At 51.3% G+C, this 26,956-nt stretch carries 19 protein-coding genes and 6 pseudogenes; 13 read left to right on the top strand and 12 right to left on the bottom strand.

Translation table 11 applies throughout. The features are described 5' to 3' along the window. Window position 1: 1 nt before the first annotated feature. Window positions 2-310 (top strand): hypothetical protein, encoded by a 309-nt coding sequence (locus tag JCM15908_RS15405; RefSeq protein WP_304621698.1) that lies wholly within the window; start codon window positions 2-4, stop codon window positions 308-310. A gap of 539 nt (window positions 311-849) precedes the next feature. Here JCM15908_RS15405 and JCM15908_RS05465 read toward each other — a convergent pair. Both JCM15908_RS05465 and JCM15908_RS05470 read right to left on the bottom strand, forming a co-directional pair. Beyond that, window positions 850-1,191 (bottom strand): hypothetical protein, encoded by a 342-nt coding sequence (locus JCM15908_RS05465; protein ID WP_025002585.1) that lies wholly within the window; start codon window positions 1,189-1,191, stop codon window positions 850-852. Further along, on the bottom strand, window positions 1,191-1,712 hold the full coding sequence (locus JCM15908_RS05470; RefSeq protein WP_025002586.1) for a zinc-ribbon domain-containing protein: 522 nt from the start codon (window positions 1,710-1,712) through the stop codon (window positions 1,191-1,193). The genes JCM15908_RS05465 and JCM15908_RS05470 overlap by 1 nt, the downstream gene beginning before the upstream one ends. An 857-nt stretch (window positions 1,713-2,569) precedes the next feature. Between JCM15908_RS05470 and JCM15908_RS05480 the strand changes: the two genes are divergently transcribed. The 3 genes and pseudogenes from JCM15908_RS05480 (at window position 2,570) to fmt (ending at window position 6,102) form a co-directional block, all read left to right on the top strand. Then, window positions 2,570-3,139 (top strand): L-threonylcarbamoyladenylate synthase, encoded by a 570-nt coding sequence (locus tag JCM15908_RS05480; protein WP_025002588.1) that lies wholly within the window; start codon window positions 2,570-2,572, stop codon window positions 3,137-3,139. Window positions 3,140-3,165: 26 nt separating this feature from the next. After that, complete coding sequence (locus JCM15908_RS05485) at window positions 3,166-4,953, top strand: chloride channel protein (protein ID WP_025002589.1); 1,788 nt, start codon at window positions 3,166-3,168, stop codon at window positions 4,951-4,953. Window positions 4,954-5,083: 130 nt separating this feature from the next. Continuing rightward, a pseudogene (gene fmt / locus JCM15908_RS12530) lies at window positions 5,084-6,102 on the top strand (methionyl-tRNA formyltransferase). A 117-nt stretch (window positions 6,103-6,219) separates the two neighbouring features. Here fmt and JCM15908_RS05495 read toward each other — a convergent pair. The 7 genes and pseudogenes from JCM15908_RS05495 to JCM15908_RS05520 form a co-directional block, all read right to left on the bottom strand. Further along, a complete protein-coding gene (locus JCM15908_RS05495) occupies window positions 6,220-7,491 on the bottom strand; it encodes an acyloxyacyl hydrolase (RefSeq protein WP_234396385.1) in 1,272 nt (423 codons plus the stop codon). A gap of 34 nt (window positions 7,492-7,525) precedes the next feature. Next, window positions 7,526-8,230 carry a PorT family protein gene (locus JCM15908_RS12535; RefSeq protein ID WP_234396386.1) on the bottom strand — a complete coding sequence of 235 codons (705 nt, stop codon included), beginning with the start codon at window positions 8,228-8,230 and terminating at the stop codon, window positions 7,526-7,528. A 127-nt stretch (window positions 8,231-8,357) separates the two neighbouring features. After that, entirely contained in the window at window positions 8,358-8,624 is a 267-nt protein-coding gene (locus JCM15908_RS14590) for a hypothetical protein (protein WP_148295532.1), read from the bottom strand. Window positions 8,625-9,244: 620 nt separating this feature from the next. Next, window positions 9,245-10,785 (bottom strand): annotated as a pseudogene (rny, locus tag JCM15908_RS12540) (ribonuclease Y). Between the two features lie 29 nt (window positions 10,786-10,814). Beyond that, window positions 10,815-11,108: a cell division protein ZapA gene (locus JCM15908_RS05510; RefSeq protein WP_025002591.1), complete on the bottom strand. Its 294-nt coding sequence runs from the start codon at window positions 11,106-11,108 to the stop codon at window positions 10,815-10,817. A 10-nt stretch (window positions 11,109-11,118) separates the two neighbouring features. Continuing rightward, complete coding sequence (locus JCM15908_RS05515) at window positions 11,119-11,412, bottom strand: coiled-coil domain-containing protein (RefSeq protein ID WP_025002592.1); 294 nt, start codon at window positions 11,410-11,412, stop codon at window positions 11,119-11,121. Between the two features lie 120 nt (window positions 11,413-11,532). Beyond that, window positions 11,533-12,159, bottom strand: coding sequence for a DUF8491 family protein (locus tag JCM15908_RS05520; protein ID WP_025002593.1), 627 nt, complete (start codon window positions 12,157-12,159; stop codon window positions 11,533-11,535). Window positions 12,160-12,339: 180 nt separating this feature from the next. On the opposite strand from JCM15908_RS05520, the gene JCM15908_RS05525 reads away from it, so the two are divergent. From JCM15908_RS05525 to JCM15908_RS05545, 5 genes and pseudogenes are all read left to right on the top strand, one after another. Then, complete coding sequence (locus JCM15908_RS05525; protein ID WP_025002594.1) at window positions 12,340-13,764, top strand: undecaprenyl-phosphate glucose phosphotransferase; 1,425 nt, start codon at window positions 12,340-12,342, stop codon at window positions 13,762-13,764. A 35-nt stretch (window positions 13,765-13,799) separates the two neighbouring features. Then, window positions 13,800-14,676, top strand: a pseudogene (rfbA, locus tag JCM15908_RS12545) (glucose-1-phosphate thymidylyltransferase RfbA). Window positions 14,677-14,702: 26 nt separating this feature from the next. Next, on the top strand, window positions 14,703-17,222 hold the full coding sequence (locus tag JCM15908_RS05535) for a GumC family protein (protein ID WP_025002595.1): 2,520 nt from the start codon (window positions 14,703-14,705) through the stop codon (window positions 17,220-17,222). A gap of 71 nt (window positions 17,223-17,293) precedes the next feature. After that, window positions 17,294-17,722 carry a BT0820 family HAD-type phosphatase gene (locus JCM15908_RS05540; protein ID WP_025002596.1) on the top strand — a complete coding sequence of 143 codons (429 nt, stop codon included), beginning with the start codon at window positions 17,294-17,296 and terminating at the stop codon, window positions 17,720-17,722. A 118-nt stretch (window positions 17,723-17,840) separates the two neighbouring features. After that, window positions 17,841-18,431 (top strand): GNAT family N-acetyltransferase, encoded by a 591-nt coding sequence (locus JCM15908_RS05545; protein WP_025002597.1) that lies wholly within the window; start codon window positions 17,841-17,843, stop codon window positions 18,429-18,431. Between the two features lie 592 nt (window positions 18,432-19,023). Here JCM15908_RS05545 and aroC read toward each other — a convergent pair. Next, window positions 19,024-20,117: pseudogene (gene aroC, locus JCM15908_RS12550) on the bottom strand (chorismate synthase). A gap of 130 nt (window positions 20,118-20,247) precedes the next feature. Further along, the gene (locus JCM15908_RS05560) at window positions 20,248-20,961 is read right to left on the bottom strand and encodes an FKBP-type peptidyl-prolyl cis-trans isomerase (protein WP_025002598.1); all 714 of its coding nucleotides are present in this window, start codon (window positions 20,959-20,961) and stop codon (window positions 20,248-20,250) included. 359 nt (window positions 20,962-21,320) lie between these two features. On the opposite strand from JCM15908_RS05560, the pseudogene JCM15908_RS12555 reads away from it, so the two are divergent. The 4 genes and pseudogenes from JCM15908_RS12555 (at window position 21,321) to JCM15908_RS05580 (ending at window position 25,756) form a co-directional block, all read left to right on the top strand. After that, window positions 21,321-23,419 (top strand): annotated as a pseudogene (locus tag JCM15908_RS12555) (S8 family serine peptidase). Window positions 23,420-23,647: 228 nt separating this feature from the next. Further along, window positions 23,648-24,136 carry a flavodoxin FldA gene (gene fldA, locus JCM15908_RS05570; protein ID WP_025002599.1) on the top strand — a complete coding sequence of 163 codons (489 nt, stop codon included), beginning with the start codon at window positions 23,648-23,650 and terminating at the stop codon, window positions 24,134-24,136. 56 nt (window positions 24,137-24,192) lie between these two features. Continuing rightward, window positions 24,193-24,555, top strand: coding sequence for a DUF2023 family protein (locus tag JCM15908_RS05575; RefSeq protein ID WP_025002600.1), 363 nt, complete (start codon window positions 24,193-24,195; stop codon window positions 24,553-24,555). 325 nt (window positions 24,556-24,880) lie between these two features. Further along, on the top strand, window positions 24,881-25,756 hold the full coding sequence (locus tag JCM15908_RS05580) for a M48 family metallopeptidase (protein WP_025002601.1): 876 nt from the start codon (window positions 24,881-24,883) through the stop codon (window positions 25,754-25,756). 386 nt (window positions 25,757-26,142) lie between these two features. On the opposite strand, the pseudogene JCM15908_RS12560 reads toward JCM15908_RS05580, so the two are convergent. Next, window positions 26,143-26,906: pseudogene (locus JCM15908_RS12560) on the bottom strand (ROK family protein). Window positions 26,907-26,956: the final 50 nt, after the last annotated feature.

Here is a 26,956-nt window from a genome sequence, read left to right on the forward strand (position 1 = left end):
GATGGACGGCACGCCCATCTATGATATCAAGCCCTATCTGCCATCTGCCGACAGCCATCCCGAAGCACGGGGCGGATTTACAGACCAGTGTGGCTGGCACGCCCTTTCTGTGGTGTATCCTGAGAAATTTCAGGCTGTCTTCTCTGAGGGCGAGCGTGCCGCACTGACAGCGACGCTTGCCGAAGACCCCCGTCCCAGTTACCAACACGACAGTCGCCGTGTTTACGGTATGCCGTTCGCAGGAAAGGATGTCAGATTCAAGGTGGAAGACGGTGTTTTGACGATTGTGGATATAGCCGAATTGCCATGAAGATTCACAGACGGAGAAACGACGGCGTATCGGAATAAATAGTGTGAAAAGGCCAATAATAACATTAATATAAACTAAATAAACGTCATATATACACCTAAAAGCTCGCGTTTCCTTTCTAATCTGAATATTTTTTACTATTTTTGCGTTGAGATTAAAAGTTAGTATCAACCCCAGTGATGAATTGCATCACTCTATTGACAAGAAAGGATAACAAAAATGGTAACACCAATCATACTCTCTGTTTTCGCGTTTATGGCAACAGCTGTAACCGAGGCTTTCAGCCTCAACGAAGAGAAGTAGCCTGCTGCGGCTTCTTGTCTCCGTTTATGGATGTACGGGAAGAATTTCCCTGCATGCCGTAATCGTTTTCTCAGTCTTGTTCTGTACCGCCTGTCTCCGTTCGGGGAAGGCGCAGACTATACGGGCACAGCTCATCATGTCGGGTCGGAGAAACCTCCCCCTGCGTTGATGTGCTGTGTTTTTTATGTGCAACAAGGAGGCAGACGGGTAGAAAATGTTCTGTTGCAAGATTAGCCTTATCTTCGGTGCACCTTGCTTTTCCTGCACAGGTATCTGACCCATGCAAAGGGCGGGCGGCGGCGCAGATACGTCAGGTCGTGCATGTTGCGGTAGGCCTCGCGCTCGAATGAAATATTATAGTATGCGCGTCCTTTCATGGTCAGTCGCAGCAGCCATTCGACGACGTACCAGATGTAGAAGGGAAGGACAAGCATTTCTGTCATCTGACGGGTATGTATGCGTTCGTGGTTGATGATTTCCGATGTTAGTGGCACGTCGGGATGAGCAAAAAGACACCCAAGAACGTTGATGGCGTCAAAGTTCTTGGGCGGAAAATATCGGGTGCGGAATATCTTCATTACTCACTTTCCAATGATTCTACATGTGGCTTGGGTGCCGTCGGAGTGCTTGGTGGTGCGCTTTCGGCATTGCTTCCGGCCGAGTTTTCGCTGCTGCTTTCCGTTGCCGTCTGACTTTCCAGTCCGCCATCGTCGTGTCTGTCGGTATGGCGGCTGCGGTGCCGTCCGCGGATACTGTTGAAGACTTTTTCCGCCTGATTGTTTTCCATCTTGTCAATGGAGTCCTTGGCTGCGGTGTCCTGTGCCACGGTATCGAAGTGTACCGTGTTCTTGTCGGCAAGGTTAGAGTCTGGCTCAATGGCAGTCTGGGTATATTCCGGGTCGTTCTTGTGGTTGGCATAGTAGGCGAAGCCGAACGCCACCAGAAAGATGGTTCCGATAATGATGAAGACGACCAGTCCGCGTCCGATGGTCGGCTCGTCGTCCTGAACGCTGTGCTGGGAGTGGGGGAGCGGAGAGCCGCAGTTCGGGCAGTATTCTTGGTTGTCGTTTACTTCAGTATGACATTCTGGACATTTCATAGACAGAAATCTTTTTTATTTTGATGGCAAAGTTACATCAAATCGTACATAAATCAAAATAAATGCCTTGTTTTGTTTGTGTCGGGGTGCGCAGACCCTTACCGACCCTTGCAAATACCCACTCTGAAGATTTCTCGCAGGGAAGTATAACTCATGGAGAAACCTTGGTGAAATGTCCCTTTAGCGCAATAGGAAGAGTCTGCCCTTTTTGTTCTTTCAGTCTTCTGTTGTTAATTTGCCGGAAAGAAAATGCCGTCGTTAAGCGACACCGTATCCGGACCTCTTCTTTTCGTTATTCTTTCTCAACAGCTCGTATGTTTTCGGACGCTCCCTTGTTTGCCCCAATAGATTGTATTGCCCCCTTGTGAAGTGAGAGAAAATGAAAGAAAGCAAAAGTCTGATTATCAATAGGTTATAAATGACATGGTGAAAGTGCCGCTTTCGTGACATGAAAGCAGCACTTTCGCGGTGTGAAAACGCCACTTTCGGTTGCTGAAAACGCCGTTTTCGCCACGTTTCCCTAAAAGGCTGATAACCTGAATGTTGTGAGATTGCCTTTTGGAGGGCCTAAATCCTGTTCCCGGAGGACGTTTTGTCAGGCTCTGGCGGCGGTCTTGCAGCGTGGTTGGACTGGGCTGTCCCGATGGCTCGAAGACTGGTAGGGCGGCGTTGGAGGAATGTCTGCCGGGCCGGTGGTAGCCCTGTTGCCGTCTGCCTGCGGCCGTCTGCTTGGTCTTGCTCTCCTCCGCTTTGTGCTGCTCTTTTCCGTTTTTTGGTGCAATTGTTTTGGTTTCTCGTTTTTTTAGTCTAACTTTGCGTGTCATAAAACATAAATACACAAACGACATTCCATAGACATGAAGCAGGAAGACGATATAAGAAACGCAGTGGAGGTGATGAAGAGAGGCGGCGTGATACTGTACCCGACCGATACGGTGTGGGGAATCGGATGCGACGCTACGAATCCCGACGCTGTTGCCAAGGTATATGAAATCAAGCGCAGGAACGACTCGAAGGCCCTTATCTGTCTGGTTGACTCGGACAACCGTCTGCAGCGGTATGTCAGGAACGTGCCGGATGTGGCTTGGCAGCTGATAGATGCCGTTACGAAGCCTACGACGCTGATTCTTGACGGTGCGGTAAACCTTGCCCCGAACCTTATTGCCGAAGACGGCTCCATCGGTGTGCGGATTACCAAGGAACCGTTCTCGAAGGAGTTGTGCTATCGTTTTCAGAAGGCGGTTGTCAGCACTTCTGCCAACGTCAGCGGAGAGCCGGCGGCGCAGAACTACTGCGATATTTCCGAGGAGATACTTTCGGCGGTAGACTACGTTTGCGAGGCACGCCGGCAGGAGCACAAGCCCCACGAGCCGTCGAGCATCATCAAGTTGGGCAGCGACGGAGAGGTAACCATCATAAGGAAATAATTGTTTTTATAGTTCTTTTATAGGGAATGGCGGACATTGGCTTTATAGAGAAGCTGGAGCAATGGCGACAGAAACACGTTTCTGATCGCCAGTTTGTTCATATCCTTGCTTTTGTCATCGGATTCCTTGCGTCGGTCGCGGCCTTTGTGCTGCATCTTATCATCAGGGAGATAGAGAAGCTGATTACTTCGGGCTTTCATCTGACGACCATCAACTGGCTCTATCTGCTCTATCCCGTTGTCGGAATCTGGCTGACAAGCCTGTTCGTCAAATATATTGTGCGCGACCAAATTTCCCACGGTATCACGCGCGTGCTCTATGCCATTGCCTCGAAGCGGTCGGAGCTGAAGCCTCACAATACGTGGACGTCTATCGTGGCCTCGGCTATTACTATCGGGTTTGGCGGTTCTGTCGGTGCAGAGGCTCCTATCGTGCTCACCGGCTCTGCCATCGGCAGCAATCTGGGTCGTATCTTCCACTTGAACAAGCGGACGATGATGCTGCTTGTCGGCTGCGGAGCTACGGCTGCGGTGTCCGCGATATTCAAGGCACCCATTGCAGGCCTTGTCTTCACGTTGGAAATCCTGATGGTCGACCTGACGATGGCTGCCCTGTTGCCTATCCTTATCTCCTCGGTAACGGCGACTTGCTTTTCGTATTTCTTCACGGGCTCGTCGTCCATGTATAATTTCCAAATGGATTACCTGTGGAGTCTGGAGCGTGTTCCGGCAACCATCCTCTTGGGAATAGGCTGTGGATTCCTTTCGCTGTATTTCATGCGTGTCATGTCATGGTGCGAGGATGGGTATGGCAGGCTCTCGAAGTATCCCTATTTGAAACTTGTTGTTGGCGGAATCGTGCTTTCTTCGTTGATTTTCGTGTTTCCCTCTCTTTATGGCGAAGGATACAATAATTTGGGTATCCTGATAGAGGGGAGTACCGAGGCCGACTGGAACCGGGTGCTCCAAGGGTCTATGTTTGCCGGACAGACGAAGTTTCTCGTGCTTTATGTAGGGTTGGTTACGCTGATGAAGGTCTTCGCCACCAGTGCCACGAACGGGGCCGGGGGATGCGGCGGAACCTTTGCACCTTCGCTCTTCATTGGCGGATTTGGCGGTTTCTTCTTTGCGCGTGTCTGGAACATCAACCAGATAGGCGTGTATATTCCCGAGAAAAACTTCACCCTGTATGGCATGGCAGCCGTGATGGCGGCCGTAATGCACGCTCCGCTGACGGGAATGTTCCTCATTGCCGAGCTTACAGGCGGCTATCAGCTCTTCATTCCCTTGTTGATAGTTTCCATCTGCTCCTATCTGACTATCAATATCTTTGAGCATCATAGCATCTACGCGGTACGGCTGGCGCGGCAGGGAAAGCTGCTGACGCACAATACTGACCGTTCGGTGCTCACGATGATGAGCATGGACAGCATTATAGACAAGGATTATACCTTCGTCGGGCCTGACTTGGAGCTGGGTAAGCTGATACACGCCATCAGCCGCAGCCGTAACACCTATATACCGGTGGTGGATGACAACGGGACGCTGCTGGGCGAGATAGACATTATGAAGATACGGCACATTGTTTTCCGTACTGAGCTGTATCACCGCTTCTACGTCAGCCAGCTGATGGTGCCTCCGTTGGGAACGATTGGGGTCAATGACCCGATGGAGTCGGTGATGAAGACCTTCGAAAAAACGGGTGCAAAGAATCTTCCCGTGGTAGGACTGGAAGGAGAGCTGGTCGGGTATATATCCCGGACAAGGCTGTTTAACATGTACAGGCAGACGGTTGCCGATTTCAGTACGGAGTAATTACAGAGCCTCAATTTTGTTATGGAAAGGCAGCGACGCAACGCCCGTTGCCACAACGGAGTTGCGGGCATGATGGCAATGGAGTTGCGGCAAAGGCATTTGTTCAGTAACCAATTTAGAAGTAAAGTCTATGAATAGTAAGGATATGCGCATTGTTTTCATGGGAACGCCGGAGTTTGCCGTCGAATCCCTGAAAACACTGGTAGAGAACGATTATAACGTGGTAGCGGTAGTAACACAGCCAGACAAGCCCGTAGGCCGGCATCAGGAGCAGTTGCAGCCCCCTGCCGTGAAGCAATATGCCCTGTCGGCGGGTCTGCCGGTCTTGCAGCCGGTCAGGATGAAGGATGCTGATTTTATGGAGAAGCTGCGCTCGTACCGTGCGGACATACAGGTGGTGGTGGCTTTCCGTATGCTTCCCGAGGCTGTGTGGTCCATGCCGCGCTTGGGCACGTTCAATGTGCATGCCGCTCTGCTGCCGCGGTACCGCGGTGCTGCTCCCATCAACTGGGCGGTCATCAATGGCGAGACCGAGACAGGGGTTACTACGTTCTTCCTCGATAAAGACATAGATACCGGGCGTGTTATTATGCAGAAGCGGTTTCCTGTTCCCGACGATGCCGATGTGGAATATGTGTACGACGGTTGATGCGTCTGGGAGCCGGCATAGCCGTGGAGACCATTGACCTGATTGCCTCCAAGCTGTCGGAAGAAAAGTACGGCAGTTTCAGCGAGTTGCTCGAAGCTGTCAGCGTACCCCAACAGGAAGACATAGCCTTACCATCAGCCCCCAAGATATTCAAGGAGACATGCCGGATAGACTGGAACCAGCCAGCCAAGCGCGTTTATGACTTTGTGAGGGGATTGAGTCCTTATCCCGGTACGTGGTGCAAGATGGTCCGGGACGGAGCAAACGGGAAAGAGAAGGCAGCGGTTCTGAAAGTCTACAAGGCTGCAAAGACCGACCGTAAGGCCGTTGCAGAGCCGGGTGAACTGCTTGTAGAGAGGGGAAGACTCTATGTCTGCACGTCCGACAGCCTGCTCGAGCTGCTTGAGGTTCAGCTGACGGGCAAGAAGCGGATGGATGCCCGTTCGTTCGTGAATGGTTTCCACGACTTGGAAACCTATCGCTTGCTGTCGCGGCCATAAGAAAGAGGAACATCCGTGAGGATATGCCGGCAGGCAGAGATGGTTGCATCCGCGTAGGCAAGGGGGAATTTGGGCAGGCAAGACAGTCGTGTGCCCTCTGTCAGGTGCCGTTCTGAACTATTTCTTGCTGCCCAGCCGGAAGGGAATGTCAATCCTCAGCTCCGTGAAATCGGCCTTCGTGGCATGCGCATTGACATTAAACCCGACGGCCAGACCATTCAGCTTGGGGAAAGAGTAGAACACACCTATACATTCGTAATAAGGTTTCTCTATCTCCCGGGCAGAATACCCGGCATGCCGGTAAAGGTAATAGCCTACGCCCATCCTTGCGCTTAATCTCCCGTAGAAGACCTCGTGCCTTGCCGATAAGGCCACCGACCAAGGGCTGTGCGGTTCGTCGGTATATCCGTCTTGCCTGTCCAGTCGTTCCACCTTGCTCGAATAGTCGCCGTAGAAGGCGGCAATGCCTATGCCCGATGCCCAGCGTCGGGCATAGCGGTACATGAGCGATGCCTGAAACGAGCAGGCACCATATACGGAAAACTTGGATGTCCGGTAGCCGGGTTGCCCCATTGGCGTATGAAACTGTGTATGCTGCCAGTCTTCCAACAGTGTCTTTGCGCCTGCGCCTACCGATAATTCTATGAAGGCATGGCGGTGGAAGACGGAGTCTTTTGAGTGATTCTTGGATTGGGTGTGGCTGTCGGTCTGCGGCATATAGGCTATGCCGACAAACGGACTCAGATAGTTTGCTCCCTTATTCGGACGGTAGAGTGCACCATTGCTGTGGTGGGCAAAGTCCAGTCCGCCTGTTATGCCGATGTTGCGCCCCAGACGGTATCGGGCGTATAGCCCTGCCGTGAAGTAGATGTTCCAGTGCGTGCCGATGAACTCGTTGTCTATGCAGTCTTCCGTATTATATTTGACGGCGGAATAGCCCACGCCTGTGCCGAGATAGTAGCCGGCCTGCCATTTCGGAAGGCGGAGCAGCGGACGCGAAAATGTGCCGTAGAGCGTGAGAACGTTGCCCAGCCGGCTGTCGTAGTCTACCGGGACGAGGTCGCCCCATGCCGGGTCGGTCTCGCGGTGCATCCTTACGGAGTGGTTGAAGTTGTAGCGCAGTCCGGCAGCGAAGGTCGGGTAGCCGTAGTCTTTGGCGTATTCGTCGTTGGGAGGAATGATGTTCAGTTGGGCGGAAACGGAATATACGTCTTTCGTCTTCAGCCACTTCTTGGTATATTCGTCGAGTGCCAGTACACGCCCGGGGGCTATCCTGACCTCCGCTCCCAAATGGTTGAGGCAGGAATCCGGCAGGATTTGCGCCCTTGGAAATGCCTTTGTGCAGCCGAACGACAGCATGACAAGAAAAGTGAGAAGTCCTCTGCCCATATCGTTTACCACATTTGAATCTTGTAGCCGATGGTCAGCTGCAGCATGCTGTTGCGTGCCGCACCCAGCAACCGCTTGGCATCGCTGTCGTCGGCAAGTCTCCTGAAGGAGATGTTATAGCGCATGTCAAGCTGCCATTGCTTCCACTCAAAACTTGCACCGACGGGGATTGCCAAGTCTCCCCGGTGTATCTTGTCGGTAATGTCCTTCTTTTCGCCCCCTTTGAGGTGTGTGTGCATGCTGATGGCACGTGCCATGTGGAGTCCTGTGTAGAAGCTCCATGCTTGTCGGCCCAAGGATACCATCTTGCCAGATAGTTGGTATTGATATACTTGATGTTGTAGTCGTAAGGTCCGCTGCGGAAGACGGCATCGGCATCCGTAGCTACCGTGTGGTAGACATTGCCGGAACCTTGGTGCGAATATTCCACCTCTATGTCTGCTGCAAGGTTCGGAAAGACAAAGACCTCCATGAAGACGCCCCCTGTGATTCCTGTCTTCATGTTCCCGTTGAGTCCCGGCAGGTTGGAGGCGTTGAGTCCCAGCCGTGCCCCTACGTACAAGTCCCATTGCGTGTGTACGCCTGTCGGGTGTGCATCCTGCTTGATGGTCTGCATGACCTCTTTGTATCCATCCTTGACGGCTTGTGAAATCTTCTCCTTGTTTCTTTCGTTTACTATCTGTGCACGGGCGTTCAGAGCACCCAAAACAATAAACGACAATAAAAGCAATCTCTTCATTTGATGTTATTTCTGTGTGCGAAAATGCAGCTCTTTCGGCAGGACAGACCACCCGTCCCGCCTTGTTCGGTTGTTGTCAGCTGCAAAGATACAGAATATTATGGTTGTTTGGAAACAATTGTGCACTTTAATTCATGAGGCGGATACTTTGCCTGTAGGCGGCTGTCGTGTTCAGATGGAAGGACAGACTGGCGAAGTCAGCATGGGAAATGATGAATTGGCTTTTCACGGAAAATCCCCTTTCGCGTAGGGTAGCTTTGCCGATGGATAGTCGGGTATGCTGTCTTGGTCGGGCTATGGTCGCGTCGCTGCGATGACGGAAGCCTTGTATAAGAGTTTTCCCATAAGGGACAGCCTCCCGGTTCTTGTCAGGAAAACATTGTCTTTTTGTCATATTTGTTGACGGTTATTTAACTTTCGATAACGCGGAGGACAGGCTTTGTGAGCCTGTAAAAACCTGCCCGTGTTGCCATTCTGCAGCCTTGGCAAGATGAAAGAGCCTTTCCCGTTATGCGAAAGTGCCGCTTTCGCCGTATGAGGACGGCACTTTCGCTTGGAAGGGAAAAGAGACTTGGCTTGCATATCTTTCCAATTCTGTTCTTGAATACGTATTTTTATCGGAATTTATGAATAAAAATAAGCAATTTTTCAGGCGGTTTTCACTTAGTGTTCTTTTAATTGGTTGATGATGAGGAGGTTGCGCGGATGGCACGAGAATCGATTATTTGCAAGCAGGATTGGTGTCGGTTGGTTTTGAGCGAGTTTTGATGAAGAGCTTGTAAAGATTCTTCTGAATGTTAAATGTGGGAAAACTAAAGGCTTGGGATAGTGTGGCAACGTATGGAACGGAAAGGTAAAGGAGGACGTGTAAGGCTTATAGTGTTAGAAGAGATGGGGCGGAAATCAGCGGAAGACAGCTTGCAGACAACAAAAAACGGTGCAGATGGGAAAGCATCTGCACCGTTTTTGTGGTTGGAATGGAGAGGTTACGCGCCGTCAGCCTCTCTATGCGGCCTACTTGGCGTAAGACACACTGCGTGTCTCTCGGATGACCGTAATCTTCACCTGACCCGGATAGGTCATTTCGTTTTGAATCTTTTCTGCAATTTCCGTGCTGAGCTTCTCGCTCTCTGCATCGTCCATCTTGTCGGCACCGACGATGACACGCAGCTCGCGTCCGGCTTGGATAGCATACGTCTTCGTTACGCCCGGATAGCTCATGGCTATTGCCTCAAGGTCGTTGAGACGCTTGATGTAGGCCTCTACGATTTCGCGGCGTGCACCGGGGCGTGCACCGGAGATGGCATCGCACACCTGAACAATCGGGGCCAGCAGGGTCGACATCTCAACTTCGTCGTGGTGGGCGGCGATAGCGTTGCAGATGTCCGGTTTCTCCTTGAATTTCTCGGCTATCTTGCTCCGTACAGCGCGTGAGGCAGCTCCGTCTCTTCGTCGGGCACCTTGCCTATGTCGTGGAGCAAGCCTGCGCGCTTGGCCTTCTTAGGGTTCAGACCCAACTCGCTGGCCATGACGGCACAGAGATTGGCCGTTTCACGGGCATGCTGAAGGAGGTTCTGACCGTATGATGAACGGTACTTCATCTTTCCTACAATGCGTATCAGTTCCGGGTGCAGGCCGTGTATGCCGAGGTCGATGGCTGTCCGCTTGCCGGTTTCGAGTATTTCGTTGTCCAGTTGTTTCTTTACCTTTGCTACAACCTCCTCGATTCGTGCCGGGTGGATGCGTCCGTCGGCTACCAGCTGGTGCAGGGCGAGACGGCAAACCTCGCGGCGTACAGGGTCGAAGGCGGATATGACGATGGCTTCCGGCGTGTCGTCTACGACGATTTCTACGCCCGTCGCTGCCTCCAGTGCGCGGATGTTGCGTCCTTCGCGTCCGATGATGCGGCCCTTAACCTCGTCGTTGTCAATGTGGAAGACGCTGACAGAGTTCTCGATGGCGGTTTCGGTGGCAACGCGCTGAATGGTCTGGATGACAATTCTCTTAGCCTGCTGATTGGCGTTCAGCTTTGCATCGTCTACGATTTCGTTGATATAGGATGCCGCGTCGAGCCTGGCTTGGTCCTTGAGACTTTCTACCAGTCTGTTCTTGGCTTCTTCTGCGCTCAGCCCAGACAGCTCTTCGAGCTTGGCGCGCTCCAGTCCCTGCATCTTCTCCAGTTCCTGCTGCCTTACTTGCAGGAGCTTCTTCTCGTTGTCAATGCGCAGCTGCTGCTGGTCAACGTCCTGTTTTCTTCTGCCGAGTTCCTCCTGTCGCTGGTTCAGGGAAATCTCTCGCTGCTTCAGGCGGTTCTCGTTTTGCTGTATTTTCTGCGTGCGCTGCTGTACTTCCTTTTCGAGTTCGGCCTTCTTGTTGAGGAATTTCTCCTTTACTTCGAGTAGCTTTTTCTCTTTTATTACTTCTGCATCTTTCTTCGCAAGGTCCAAGGCTTCGTTATATTTTCCCTTGACTACATAGCGGAAGATGGCATATCCGCCCGCACATCCTGCCACAAGGCATAGGGCGGCTATTACGATTGTTCCAATGATTGTCATTTATTCTTTGTGATTGATTGATAAATTCATTATTTCTTAAGTGTCTCCTCTATCTCGGCAGTGAGCTTGAGGAGGATGTCGTTGAATGGCTCCGTGTCGTTGCGCGCCTCTTCTTTTTCATATCGGAGGGTAATGTCGAGCATGGCCATGTACAATATTTCCTTTTCGCTCTTCTTACCCTTGAAATAGCTGGAGTAGGTGTTGACTACTTTCGTGATGAGCTTTGACGCGGAACGGTAGTATGCTTCGTCCTCGCGCGGTACGTTTACGGGAAGGTCTGTGTCGTAGACATGCAGTTTGATATGTAGTTTTTCGTCTGCCATTTATGTAAGATTATTTATCGCTGAGGAGGGTAATGCATTTGTTAACGTCCCGGATGAGCTTGGCAATGCGCTTCTGAGTAGTCTCCATGTCGCCGTCGGTGATTTCCAGCATCTTTGCCATTTTGAGCAGTCTGTACTCTTCCTGCGCCTGATTGAGCTGTTCCTGAAGCCGCTTTATCTCTTGGTCGCGCTGGTCCACAAGCGTATACAACTCGTTGTTTTCCGCTTTGACCTCCTTATATTGGAGTATCATTTGTCTAACACGAGTGGCAAACGTATTCAGTGTTTTCTCATTCGCTTCCATATACTTACGGTCTTTTGGCTACAAAATTACATTAATCTGCCGATTTCTCAAAATTATTGACCAAATATTTATCTCTTCTCATAGAGCAGGCAGTCTTGCGCAGTCTGTTGACGCAAGGGGTTATGCCTTCTGGTCGTCGTCCTGCCGGGGTTCTTTCTTGGCCAAAAGGATAATCTGATAGACGAAATCGGTTATCCACTTGCGGGAGAATCCGAGTCTCTGATTGAGCTGGCGGATAGACATGACGGTCTTTATGACTCCTGCATCGCTGAAATTGTTCTTGTCGAAAATGTCGTTGACGGTCTTTTCCGTCATGGCATAGATGGCTTTCTTGAAGAATCCCGGTATGCGGAGCTTGAACTTCATGAGGTTTCCGATGAGCATCATCATGTCCTGCGTGAAGCCTTGGAACTGATAGAGATAGGGTTGCACGTCCTGTATCTTTTTGCAGTTCTTCTTGATACTTGTGTCTATCTCGTCAAAAAAGTTGTCTTCCAGCCCGTAGATACTTTTCATTGTCTTCCTCAGACTGGCTTTCTCGCCGATTCCGAGCTTGTTGTTGACGGTCGGAACGTGGAATGTCTGTTTGTAGGTGCGCAGGTCCGGGAGCATGCCCAGATTGGTTATGCCGAGCCGGGCTGCCAGTGCTGCCTGAAAATAGACCCTGACCAAAGTCATGTAGTCGTTCATTCCGCCTACCTTTTCTTCGCCTTCTGTTCTCTTGAATATTTTTGACAGAATACTCATTTTGTTTTCTTTATTTATCTGTTTGTTTTATACGTTATGATCGCTTCTGTTTGTGATGTTGATTGCAAAGTTAATAAAATAAAATAAGAAATTGTATCTGAAGTGTATTTTTTTTCATCTACGTTCAGTTATATCAACTAAAATGATTACCTTTGCTTGCATTATAGTGATAACTTGGAAATGCGTAAACATAACGGTAACGAAATTATACAGTGGTTGGTGGTGTTTCTTGACTTTGTCATATTAAACGCTATCTTGCTTTTATTAGTCCTTTCCTTTTGGGATTGGGTGCCTTGTATAGTATACGAAGAGACTAAATTATTCTTCTTCGTAGCCAATTGTGCAATGGTAATTGCGCAGTATTTCTTTTCGACGGTTATCCATTTGCGTTATTCAAGTATTGTTGACGTTGTAAAGCAGACGCTCAGTCTTGTTGGCATGCAGGTGGGAATGGCGTTTGTCTTGTTTCGCCTCATCCGCAATACAGGCGGTCTGTTTCATTTTGCCTTAGTCTTTTTCTGTATCTTATTTGCAGTTACGCTGTTCAGCCGTGTCTTGGAGCTTTTCATGCTGAGGCGGTATCGGCAGCGAGGAGGAAATACCCGTGTGGTCATCTTCGTGGGAAACGACCCTGCCCTGCTTACGGTCTACCATGAATTATCGGAAAATCCTGCCACGGGATACAAGGTGAGAGGCTATTATTCGGCGCATACGCTCGATGGGGCACCGGAGAAACTGGTTCGGTTGGGAAGCATTGCTGACCTTGATGAGCTGATGAAGGAAGAGGAAGAAAATACTTCCATAGACGACAGGCGGATTGCCGATGAGCTGTTTTGCTGTATGTCGCATGGTGATTCGGAAGAGATTGTAAGGATAATGAAGTTCTGCGACAAGCACGTTATCCACTTTTACTATGTTCCCCGTATGTTTGGTAACTATCGTCTGAACCTGACGGCAGAACGGGTGGGGTCTCTTGATTTGTTCACGAACCATACCGAGCCGTTGCAGGATATATCCAAGCGGTTCCAAAAACGTTTGTTTGATATATTGGTGAGCGGTATTATATTGCTTTGCATGCTTCCTTTTATTCCTATAATAGCCTTGATAATCAAGATACAGAGTCCCGGCCCTATATTCTTCAGGCAGAAGCGGACGGGCATGAACGGCGAGACGTTCTATTGTCTCAAGTTCCGCAGCATGCACGTCAATAAGGATGCCGACAAGATGCAGGCCACCCGGAACGACCCGCGTAAGTTCCCGTTCGGCGAACTGATGCGAAAGACCAACATAGACGAGTTCCCCCAGTTCCTGAATGTGCTGAAAGGAGACATGAGCATTGTCGGTCCGAGGCCTCACATGCTGTACCATACGGAAGTCTACTCGGAACTAATAGACAAGTATATGGTTCGCCACTTCTCCAAGCCGGGCATTACCGGATGGGCGCAGGTAACGGGATTCCGTGGCGAAACCAAAGAGCTGTGGCAGATGGAGGAGCGTGTACGCAGGGATATATGGTACATTGAGAACTGGAGCTTTTGGCTTGACATAAAGATAATGCTTATGACGGCTGTCAGTATCATTCGTCCCGACAGGCATGCTTACTGATGCCCATAGATTAAAATAACAAAGACATATATAATATGAAAGGTATTGTACTTGCAGGAGGTTCAGGCACGCGTCTTTACCCCATCACCAAAGGTGTCAGCAAGCAGCTGATTCCCATTTTCGATAAGCCTATGATTTATTATCCTATTTCTGCCCTGATGTTGGCAGGAATCCGGGATATTCTTATCATCTCTACTCCTTATGACCTTCCGGGATTCCGCCGGCTTCTCGGAGACGGCCACGAGTTGGGCGTAAACTTTGATTATGCCGAGCAGCCTTCGCCTGACGGACTTGCTCAGGCATTTATTATAGGCGAGCAGTTTATCGGAGACGACAGCGTCTGTCTGGTATTGGGAGATAACATCTTCTATGGTGCCGGCTTCAGCGGATTGCTGCGCGAGAGTGTCAGGGCGGCCGAGGAGGAAGGCAAGGCTACGGTCTTCGGCTACTATGTCAATGACCCCGAACGCTACGGAGTGGCAGAGTTTGACGCGAAAGGCAATTGCCTGAGTATTGAAGAGAAGCCGGAACATCCTAAAAGCAACTATGCCGTGGTGGGATTGTACTTCTATCCGAACAGCGTCGTGGACGTTGCGAAGAACATCAAGCCGTCCGCACGCGGCGAATTGGAAATAACGACGGTCAATCAGGTCTATCTCTCGAGGCAGAGCCTGAAGGTTCAGACGCTCCAAAGGGGCTTTGCATGGCTTGACACGTACCCACGACAGCCTTTCCGAGGCCAGCACGTTTATAGAGTGCATCCAAAAGAGACAGGGACTGAAGGTTGCCTGCCTTGAGGAAATTGCCTACAAGAAAGGTTGGATAGACAAGGAAATGCTGTTGGAAAATGCCCGTCCGATGGCGAAGAACGACTATGGAAAGTATCTTATCGGCCTTGTGGAGAACGACTAAAGGGAAAATAACAAAATAAAAACATAATGGAAGAAAACAAGAATATTGCGCCTGACAATGTGCAGGAGCAAGATGAGGGATTTTCTCTTGACTTTCAGGCCATCTACCGTACCGTTATCCTCAACTGGTATTGGTTTATCCTCTCGCTGATTATCTGTGGCGGTCTGGCGGCTATTTACCTTCGATATACGACGCCGATATACCAAGTCGTAGCCAAGCTGCTTATCAAGGACGAGAACAATAGCAGCGGCCGAGGAGGACAAAGCCTACAGAATATGGCCAACTTGGGAATTATCTCCAATTCCAATGGTATTGACAATGAGATGGAGATTCTGACCTCGCACTCTTTGGCAGAGGATGCCATCAGGGACTTGAAGCTGTATGTGAACTACAGCAGACAGGGACGCGTGAAGGCGCAGATTCTCTATTTGGACAAGCCTCTTCTCGTAGATGTAGACCTTGCCCACCTTAATCGCCTCAACCGTCCTATTTCGCTGACCATTACCCGCGAAAGGGCTTCCTATATTGTTAATGGTACTTATTCTGTGCCTATCGACGAAAATGCAGCCGAAGGTCCTTTCTCCATTACGCGCAGGTTTACATCTCTGCCGGCTACCATCGCTACCCGTGCCGGTATTATCACCATCAGTTCAAGCGGCAGCAGCATGCTTCACGACGGTGAAACGCTCTTCGTCGAGATTGAGTCGCCTAAGATGACATCCAATAAGTACGTGAAAGAGTTGCAGGTTGCCCAGACCTCAAAGACGACAACCATTGCCCAACTTCAGATGACGGATGAGGTTCCACAGCGTGCCCTTGACTACCTTAAGCAGCTTGCGATAGTCTATAACCGTCAGGCCAATCAGGACAAGAACACCATTGCCCTGCGGACGGAGAAGTTTATCACCTCCCGTTTGGAGAAAATCAACAGTGAGCTTGGAAAGACCGAGGGCGAGCTTCAGGACTACAAGCAGAAGAACGGAATGGTAGAACTGAAGATAAACGCTTCCAACTCGGTCAGCAACCAGAACGTTTCCGATGCGAAGCTGATGGACTTGGAGACCCAGATAGAGCTTTTCGGAACGATGGCCGGCGAGCTTGAGTCTTCGGCACGCAACCTTACGCAGGTGCTCCCTGCCAATATAGGGTTGAACGACCAAAGTACGGGCGCACTGATTGTCAAGTACAACGAACTCGTTTTGGAGCGCAATCGCCTTCTCCGCAGTGCTTCGGAAAACTCTCCTGTCGTAGAACCGCTGACGGAACAGATTCGCGAGATGAACGTCAACATCCGCCGCACTGTCAATACCACCAAGCGCAATCTGGAAACACAGCGCGATGCGTTGGCACAGCGGTTGAGCCGATACAATGAGGAAGTTGCCGAGACACCCGAGCAGGAGCGCATGTTGACACAGATTGGCCGTCAGCAGGAAGTCAAGTCGGGCCTTTACCTGATGCTGTTGCAGAAGCGAGAGGAGAACAGTATCTCCTTGGCTGCTACAGTCGATAAGGGTAAGCTGATTGACGAGCCGCAATATGTTGGAAAGATTTCCCCAAAATCTTCCATGATTATGCTGATAGCATTGCTTATAGGCCTTGCCATTCCGGCCCTTATTGTGTTCTTGGTTCAGTTCTTCCGCTATAAGATAGAGGGACATGAGGACGTTGCCCGTCTGACCAAGCTGCCGATTCTTGCCGATGTTGCCGTTGCCAGCAATGCAGCTAAGGGAAAGGCCGATATTGTCGTGCATGAGAACAAGAACAATCAGATGGAGGAAATATTCCGATCTATACGTACCAACCTGCAGTTCATGCTGAAGGAAAACCAGAAGGTGGTACTTTTCACCTCTTCCACGTCGGGAGAGGGAAAGACGTTTACCGCTGCCAACCTTGCCGTCAGCTTTGGTCTGTTAGGCAAGAAGGTCATTCTGGTAGGTCTGGATATCCGTAGGCCGCGTCTGGCAGAGTTGTTCATGATCAACGACCACAAGCACGGCATCACAAATCTTCTTGTTAAAGCCAACCCTACGGAGGAAGAGCTGATGGAGCAGATTCTGCCGTCCGGCGTAAACGACAATCTCGACCTGCTGATGGCAGGCCCTGTGCCGCCGAACCCGGCAGAATTAGCTGCGAGAAAGTCTTTGGAAATCATTTTCGAGCAGCTGAAGAAGCACTACGACTACATTCTTGTCGATACGGCTCCTGTAGGTCTGGTAACCGATACGTTGCAGATAGCACGTGTGGCAGACGCTTCGGTCTACATGTGTCGCGCAGACTATACGCCGAAGTCTAGTTTCGACATGATCAACGGCTTGGCCAACGACAAGAAGCTGCCTAACATGTCTATCGTGCTGAACGGCATTGATATGTCCAAGCGCAAGTATAGCTATTACTATGGTTACGGAAATTACGGCAAGTATGGCCGTTACGGACAGGCAAACAGCCGTCGTAACAGCTCATACGGCCAGTATGGAAACTATGGTAACTATGGCAACTATAGCAACAGCCATTACGGCAACAAGAAAGACAATTCTATTAAACGTTAGTATTTAAGTGGCCGTGCCTTTGCCGGATTGTTGCCGGGCAGGGGCATGCCCGTATGAAAGATTAAGAAGTTATGGTTATAGCTGTTGATTTTGACGGTACGATTGTCGAGCACCGTTATCCCGCTATCGGCGAGGAGGTTCCTTTTGCTACCGAGACGCTAAAGATGTTGATTCAGGATGGACATCAGCTCATACTCTGGAGTGTACGCGAAGGCAGACTGCTACAGGAAGCCGTTGACTGGTGCCGCTCCCGTGGCGTGGAGTTCTGGGCCGTCAACAAGGATTACCCCGAGGAGGAAGAGTCCAAAAACAGGAATTTTTCCCGTAAGATAAAGGCAGACATGTTTATCGACGACCGAAATATGGGAGGTCTGCCCGACTGGGGGACCATCTATCAGATGATAAAGAACCACGAGACTTGGATGAGCCGGGGATTCAACAACACTTCGTTTGAAGACCACGAGCCTCCAAGGAAGAAGCACTGGTGGAGCAGAGGATAAGAGAGGGAGGACATTTCGCAGGCCGGGATGTCCTCTTTTTGATTCTTGTCCGCCTGATGCTGCCGTATCGGCTCCTGCTTCAGGCAAGGCAGATATAAGATTTCTTTATTTTAAAACAATGATAATAATAGAACGGGGACGGAAGGAAGATGCGGCCGTCATTGCGAGCTTGGTAATGGAGGCTATGAACCACGAGTGCTGTCAGTGGTTTGCCGGACCTCGCCATACACTGGATGACTTTCACCGGCTGATGAAAGGCCTTGTGGAAAGGGAAGACACCCAATATTCCTACCTTAACACGCTGGCGGCACGGACAGAAGACGGCTCGGTGGCAGGTATCTGCATCAGCTATGACGGGGCATTGCTCCGTCCTCTTCGCCGGGCTTTCATAGATGGGGCATTGGAGGCTTTTGGGAGAGATTTCTCTGATATGAAGGACGAAACGCAGCCGGGTGAACTCTATGTAGACTCGCTTTGTGTCGCCTCGGAGTTTCGTGGGCAGGGCATTGCTACGCGATTGCTACAGGCAACCATTGAGAAAGGCCGGGGGATGAACCTGCCCACCGGGCTTCTTGTAGACATGGGGAATCCACGGGCAGAGCGTCTCTACCGGCGCATCGGTTTCCGCCATGTGAACGACAGTGAGTGGGGTGGGCATGCCATGCGCCACTTGGTTCATCCCTTTGCACCCCTTTTGCCGGAGGACTAAGCCTACGGACAGGAAAGACGTGTCGGGGCAGGCAGAGCGATAATTGTGCAATGCCACAGGCAGATGCAGGGCGATTGAAGTCGTCTATGGCTCATGGGAGATTCAGGTTCTCCGTCATCATTCTGCAATGATATAAGGGAAATTACCGGGTTGTGCAAAGCCCGGTGATTGACTTCGGGTTAACCATGAAATGAAAGCGGCACTTTCACCACGTCAAAGTGCCGTTTTCGCCAGACGAGAACGATGCTTTTGCCGTGAAAAAACGCCAATCTTGTACTTTTCCTGTATCTTATTGATTATCAAAGGTCTGTCATGTCGGATTCTGAACGGATGTTTTTGGGGAAGTAAGACACGAGGACTCTGTTTATAAAAATAATTCTGAAACGCCATGATGGAGAGGAAAGGGAGGTATGAAAATTTGAGAGCAATCATACGATTGCTCTCAACCAACACAAAAACTAAATTAGACTTAACTAAACGATGAGGGGTGATTTGTCGCAAACTACCATCCTATCGCAGTGCAAAAATAGTATAAAAATATTGATTACAGGCCTGTTTGCCCTGTTTTTTGAGTATTGCTCTCAACTTTGTACTATCTTGTTTCCGATTTGTAAAGCAACAGCGCATCGAGCAAGGTCATGGCCGCCATCGATTCGACGATGGGTACTGCCCGTGGCAATACGCAGGGGTCGTGTCGCCCATGTACGTCTATCGTCGTGGAATTGCCCTCCTTGTCTACCGTCGGCTGTTCCTTCCGGAGGGTTGCCACAGGCTTGAAGGCTACGCGGAAGTAGATGTCCTCGGCGTTGCTGATGCCACCTTGGATGCCTCCGCTGTGGTTGGTCTGGGTGGCGATGGACGACGGATGCCCTGCACTGGAGGCTGAAGGGACAAAGGTGTCGTTCTGCTGACTTCCTCGCCACGAGCTACCGGCAAAGCTTCTCCATATTCAAATCCCTTGACGGCATTGATGCTGAGCATTGCCGCTCCCAATCGCGCGTGGAGCTTGTCGAATTCCGGCTCGCCCAGTCCTACCGGACAGCCTTTCACTACGCAGGCTATCACGCCCCCGATGGTGTCGCCCTCGTGCTTGACTTGGGCGATGAGGCTCTCCATCTCCTTAGCTTTCTCAGGGTCCGGACAGCGCACGGCATTGGTCTCGGCAAGGGACAGGTCGTAGCGGTGGTAGTCGCTGTTGAGGCGGATGTCGCCCACCTGCGACGTGTAGGCACTGATGCTGATGCCGTATTGTCGCAAGACGAGTTTGGCCAACGCCCCCCCTACGACCCTTGCCAGTGTGATGCGGGCCGACGAGCGTCCACCACCGCGATGGTCGCGGATGCCGTATTTCTTATAGTAAGTATAGTCGGCATGCGACGGGCGGAACAGGTCGCGGATGCTGTCGTAGTCCTTTGAGTGTTGGTTGGTGTTGCGGACGATGAATCCGATAGGCGTTCCCGTCGAGCGTCCTTCAAAGACTCCGCTGAGCAGTTCCACTTGGTCTGGTTCTTTCCTCTCGGTCGTGATGTGGCTTTGTCCGGGGCGTCGTCGTGCCAGTTCGCCCTGTATGAAGTCCAAGTCTATCTCGATGCCGGCAGGCATACCGTCTACTACGCCGCCCACGGCGGCTCCGTGGCTCTCGCCGAAGGTCGTCAGCGTGAAGAGATTTCCAAATGTATTGCGCATAAGCGTAGGGGTTTGGGGTTGAGGATGGGGGATGACCGATTAGCCTGCGGTCCTGTTGCAGGATGCAGAACCGGGGATGCCGGTTAGTGATATGGCGGATGTGAGGGCGTGAGGGCGGGGGAGAGCCTTCTTAATGCTCTCCTCCGCAACATTCTCCTTCGCCATGCCCGTGCTTTCCGCAGCAGTGTTCGCCCTTTCCGTGTTCGTGCTTGTGTTCTCCGTGGCCGCCTCCGCAACATTCTCCTTCTCCATGTCCGTGCTTTCCGCAGCAGTGTTCGCCATCTCCGTGTTCGTGCTTGTGTTCTCCGCAGTCGCCTCCGCAGCCTCCGCATCCGCCACTACAATGGTGTTGGTTCATCTGCTCGAAGAAGTCGCGAACTTCTTCTTCCGACGCCTCACGGTTTTGTAGGACGTGCCCCTTGAAGTGAAGGTCCTTGCCGGCAAGGGGATGGTTGAGGTCAATGGTAACTTTCTCGTCGCCGATGTCGAGCACCTTGCCGAGGAAATGCTGTCCCTCCTGATTCTGCAATGGGATGACTGCATCCTTGCAAATAGTCTCCTCGTCGAACACACCGTCGCGGATGAAGGTGGTCTTGTCGAGTGCCAGCACGCTCTTGGGGTCGTATTCGCCATAGGCGCGTGCCTTTTCGAGTGAGAAGGCAAAGTCGCTGTCGGTCTCGAAACGGACAATTTCCTCCTCGAAGGCAGGAATAGTCATCTCGCAGCCGGTGTAAAACTGCATGGGCTTCTGGCCTTCGGTCTTTTCTATGAAAGTCTCTTTGCCGTTCTCTACACTGTATAGTTCGTAGTCTACTACGATGAGTCTGTGAATGTTGTTCTCCATTATTACCTCTTTATATTGTTGATTACAGAAGTGCAAAGTTAATTAATTTATATGTAAATCAGGCATATACGTTGTTGAATTTTCCTTTTGTGAGGTAGTGGGTCGGCAGTTTGCAGGCAGCAATATGGCTGGCAAGGCAGTTTTATTGTTGCTTTGTGTCAGTTTGGGTGCTGTTTGCCGGAAGTGGCATGCCAGAATGGCAGAAAAGTCTTTAAGAGTCGCCTGCTATGCGAAGCGGCTGTAAGGTGAACTTCATTGATTTACAGTCCTTTTATTTGTATATCTCGTTTTTTCTTCGTTTCTTTGTGGATGAAATGCCGGCAACGGGACAATGACCGTTTCGGGAAAAACTTTAGCCAATGAAACGAGCCTTTAGCAATCTTCTTTTTCTGATTCTTCCGATAGTGGCAGCAGCACAACGCCCCTGCCTCTACAAGATGTCGCCCCTCGTGCGGCAGGCAGTTCTCGAAACGATGGTGCAGGGACGGAGAAGCCCCTCCTCAGCCTCTACGCTGCCCCGTCAAGGGACTCTGACCGCCTTTGTGCGGACAACGGGCAATGCTGATGACTTGTGGCCCAATCATGGTTGCCGGGTCTGGGCGCAGTTTGGCAGCATCAGCATTGTCTCCATCCCCCTCGGGCAGTTGGCTTCGCTCTCTCTGGACGGTCAGGTAAGCCGGATTGAAGCCGGGAAGCCATGCTCGGTGCAGATGGATACGACCATTCTTGTCGTCAACGCACAGCCCGTTTACGAAGCTACCGGCTGCCGCAAGCCTATACGGGGAAAGGAGTTGTTGTGGGAGTACAGGACATTGGCTTCGACCTGACCCATCCCAACTTCTTCAGCAAGGATATGAGCCGCTATCGTATCAAGGCCATGTGGGATCAGCTCTCTCACGATACCATAGCCTCTACGCTGGTGGTGGGGCGCGACTATGTGGGTGAGGATGCCCTGCTTGGCGTGGGCTGTCCGCTCGATGGGCTGACCCAGACACACGGAACGCACACCGCGGGAATTGCGGCAGGCAGTGGAGCCGAGGGCAACGGGGTGGTGTCGCCCTATCAGGGGATGGCTCCCGATGCCGATATAGTGATGGTAGCCAACGCAACGTCCAATAATGCTGCCCTCATTGATTCTGCCGACTACTATAAGTACACCTATGCCACGGATGCACTTGGCTTCAAATATATCTTCGACTATGCCGACCGCCACCGTCAGCCCTGCGTCATCAACTTCAGCGAGGGCGGACATGAAGACCTGCATGGGTATGATCCACTCTACTATGAAGTGCTTGACTCACTGTTAGGTCCGGGACATATACTTGTTGCCTCGGCAGGAAATGACGGTAACTTGGTCAACCATATCCATAAGCCAAAGGGACAGGAGAGTGCCGGATCGTTTATCATAGGTAATCCCGACAAAGCGTTCTTCACCTGCAAGTCCTCCCGTCCCTTTGTCTTTCGGACGACTATTTATGCCGACGAGCTTCATCCCACGGTAGTAGATATTCCCACCGGCAGAGTAATCTCGGCTCCGGACTCCCTCTTTGCCGACACCATCACGATAGGCGGACGACGCTACGACTGGCAGATTATGGCCTATCCGAACTATTACGAACCCACGGAGACTGCCTACGACTTTGTGCTGACCTGTTCTGACAGGCTGGGCAGCGGTGTCTATGCGTCGCTCCAGCTGGTTGGCAGCGATGCCGATGTTGAGCTGTTCCGCATGAGCGGCTATCTCATTGAGCGGCCGCTCGACCCTCAGCTCAATGCCGGCGACAATTCGTACAGCATCCATTCACCTTCGAGTGCGCCGCGTGCCATCTCTGTAGGGGCCACGGGCTACCGCACGCAGTTTGTCAATTACTTAGGCGAGACAAAGGTGTATAATCACGGGACGGACGGTAAGCGCATACCTTTCTCTGGAGTAGGCCCGGCCTTCGACGGTCGGGTGAAGCCCGATGTGGTCGCTCCGGGACAGAATGTCATCTCGTCTTACAGCTCTTTCTTTATTTCCAATCCTTCCCAACCCTTGTCTGCGCTTTCGTCGGATGTCCGTCATTTCGACTTCAACGGGCGTACATTTGCATGGAATTCCAATGCCGGGACTTCTATGTCGTCGCCCGTTGTGGCCGGCGCAATAGCCCTTTGGCTGCAAGTCAATCCCCGTCTGACTCCCGAAGACTGCATATCCATCTTCCGAAAGACCTGTACCCGATACGACAGCTCGCTGCCCGTGCCCAATAATCTCTACGGCTACGGACAGATAGACGTCTATGCCGGCTTGCAGGAGGCCTTGCGCTTGGCAACGGGTATAGAAGAGATGACAGCTACGGCAGGGCGGCCTGACGGCCTGCATGTCTATACCTTGGATGGCAGATATTGCGGAACCGATACGGGGAAACTGCTTTCCGGCATATATATAAGAGGTGGCCGGAAGTTCGTGAAACCTTGATTCGCTTGTCGTGCTTATCGGAGTAATTGGACGGTCTGGCCCGGTTGTTCCGATAAGCCCGGTTTGCCCGACGGGGCAAACAAGCCTACAGGCTGTTTCTTCCTTATTTTCAACTACCTATAGTTAGGTATTTTGACGAAACCACTATTTTTAGGTATTGCAAGGATAAAACAATCATCGTATCTTTGCAATCGAAAGTTAAACAAACAAGAACTAAAAGTTAGGAAAATGAAGAAAACAGTTGTAGTTTACGGTTCTTCAACCGGCACATGCGAAAATATAGCAAATACCATTGCCGAGAAGCTCGGTACAGAAGCTGTTAACGTTGCAGACTTCAATGCAGACGTGGTTGCTGAAAACGACAATCTTATCCTCGGAACCTCCACTTGGGGCGCAGGCGAATTGCAGGACGACTGGTACGACGGTATCAATGTCCTTAAAGAGGCCGACCTCACAGGCAAGACCGTAGCTCTCTTCGGCTGTGGCGACAGCGAGTCCTACTCCGATACGTTTTGCGGAGCCTTAAAGGAAATCTACGATGCCTGCCAAGGTGCCAACATCCTTCCGGGAGTTTCAACGGCCGGATATACCTTCGACGACAGCGAAGCCGTGATAGACGGCAACTTCGTAGGACTTGTTCTCGACGATGTGAACGAGGAAGACCAGACCGAAGGGCGCATCGACGCATGGCTGGAGAACATCAAGGGCGAATTGTAACCGCCCTTCCTGCCCCGTCAGGGGGCTGAACTAATGTATGACGAACGACAAGGGGAATGAATAAGGAAATGATACCGACCGACATGAAGGTTCTGATGAACCACATCTACGAGTTTCAGAAAGGCATCCGGCAGATGGTACTCTTCACCTGTAACAAGAAGTATGAGGAATATGCCACCGCACGGCTTACACGCCAGAACATCCCCTACATCGTCCGTCCTATCGGAAACGACCGTCTGAATCTTTTCTTTGGAAGGCGCGAATGTCTCGATGCCATCCAGCTAATGGTTACGAAGCCGCTTAATCAGCTGTCTCCCGAGGAAGACTTTATCCTTGGTGCGATGCTTGGATATGACATACGCGTACAATGCGAACGCTACTGCGAGCGTAAGTGCCGTACCTGTCAGCGTGCCCAGTAAGCCTTAGAAAGGACCAAACTATATGACGATGGCAGCGGCTACGTTAATTTATTAAATGAAAATCTTGTTCGCGAAATAAAATTATTTCATAATGTTTTTGTAAGGATTAAGGCTGGCTGCGAAGTCAGCCTTTTCATTTTCTTCGGCTTGTCAGTTGTCCACAACAATTCGGAGGTGCAGCTGTCATGGTTGGTGTTGTCCCGTTTCACAGCCAGCAACATAAGTGCATACTTCCCTTGCTTTAACTAAAAAAAGTCCCGAACCTTTCCTTTTGTCCCGGGAAGTTTGTAATTTTGCCCCAAGAAAGTTATAAAATAAAAGTTCAATGAAGAAAATTAAGTATGTTTTGGTGGCTGCTTTCGTTGCCACGCTTGCCGCCTGCGGCACTACTTCCACGGTGCCCCTCACGGGCCGCACTCATAGAATCAGTGTTTCGGACGAGCAGATTCTCAGCCTTAGTCAGCAGGAATACAGCAAGTTCATGGCTTCTGTCAAGAAGTCGGCCGATACAAAGAATACCCAGATGGTACAGCGCGTGGGCCGCCGGCTTGCCACTGCCGTGGAGACCTACCTCCGCAACAACGGATTTGCCGACGACCTGAAGAACTATCATTGGGAGTTTAATCTCGTGCAGGATAAGCAGGCCAATGCCTTCTGTATGCCGGGCGGAAAGATTGTAGTCTACGAAGGATTGCTGCCTTATACCCAGAACGAGGCAAGTCTTGCAATCGTTCTCGGGCACGAGATAGCCCATGCCGTAGCCAAGCACAGCGCAGAGCAGCTGACCAAGCAGCAGAATCAGCAGACGGGCATCCAGCTCGGGGCAGGCATACTCGGTGCCATCACGGGCAATAGCGGCCTTGCCAAGACGGGCGGAGAGATAGCCAGCACCTATTTCTCCTTCAGAAACCTGAAGTACAGCCGCGATAATGAGAACGAGGCCGACCACATGGGACTTATCTTTGCAGCCATGGCGGGCTACGACCCACAGAACGCTGTCGGCTTCTGGCAGCGCATGTCGTCGGGCAACACCAGTACGTCCGACTTCCTGAGCGACCACCCCTCCGATGCCAAGCGTATCAAGAACATTCAGGGATGGATGCCGGAGGCCATGCGATACTACAAGCCCGGCACTACCGCCAAGCCGGCTTCGACTGGCCGTAAGCCGACAGCCAAGCGCAAGAAGGGTACGCGCCGTTAGGCCTGTACGGCAGAATGGTAAAAAGGCAGCAGGCCATTTGGTCTGCTGCCTTTTCCGTTTAAGATAGCCTGCCCGTAATTGTCTGATATACAAACTTTTGAAGGCGTCAGGCGAAAGTGCCGTTTTCGTACCATGGGAGTACCGTTTTCATACAGCGAAAACGGCACTTTCGCAGTGTCAGAGTGGCACTTTCGCTATTCCGGCATCAAGCAACTGCCCGGAGTTTGCCTCATGGGCAAACTCCGGGAGGGCATAAGCTGATAAGATACGTCCAAACAAAAAGGCCTGTAGGTGGTTGCCTACAGGTCTTTGTTTCTTTATGCCTATATGTTCTGAACGGGGAACCGAAAAACGCTTCGCCTTACCCCGTAGTGCAATATTGTCCGTCAGAGTTCCCAGCCTATGGCAGATGCACCCAGCACGGCGGCTGAAGCATCGTCTAAGGAACTGATAAGGAATTTGGCCTTGTCGCGGAACACGGGCATGACGTGGTCGTGATAGGCCCTCTTGATGGGATTCATCAGCAAGTCGCCTGCCTTTGTCAGACCGCCGAAGAAGACGAATGCTTCTGGCGATGCGAAGGTGGCAAAGTCTGCACAGGCCTCGCCAAGCATCTTGCCTGTGAACTCGTAGACGCTCAAGGCCAGTTTGTCGCCCTTTCCGGCAGCAATGGAAACATCAAGCGAAGTAATGTCTTCGGGGTTGATATTGCGGAGTTCGGACGGTTCTTCCGAGCTTAGCAGAAACTCGCGGGCCGTGCGCGCAACGCCGGTTGCAGAGCAATAGGCTCCAGACAGCCGGTCCGGCCGCATCCGCACGTCCGGCCTTCGCTGCTGCGAACCATGGTAACGTGCCCTAACTCTCCGGCAAAGCCGTCGGAACCGTATACCATCTGCCCGTTAAGTACGATGCCGGAGCCTACGCCCGTGCCCAATGTTATCATGATGAAGTTCTTCATGCCGCGTGCGACGCCATACTGCATTTCTCCGATGGCCGCAGCGTTGGCATCGTTGGTAAGTCCTACGGGAATATTCAGGCGTGTCGAGAACATCTCTGCCAAAGGAACGACGCCCGTATGTGCCCATGTAAGGTTGGGAGCATATTCTATTGTGCCACGGTAGAAGTTGCTGTTAGGCGCACCGATGCCCATGGCCTTGATTTGGGTAATCCCCCCACCTTGGCTATAATGGGTTTCAAGGC

Source organism: Prevotella dentasini JCM 15908 (genome assembly GCF_000614065.1).
GTDB classification, from domain to species: domain Bacteria; phylum Bacteroidota; class Bacteroidia; order Bacteroidales; family Bacteroidaceae; genus Prevotella; species Prevotella dentasini.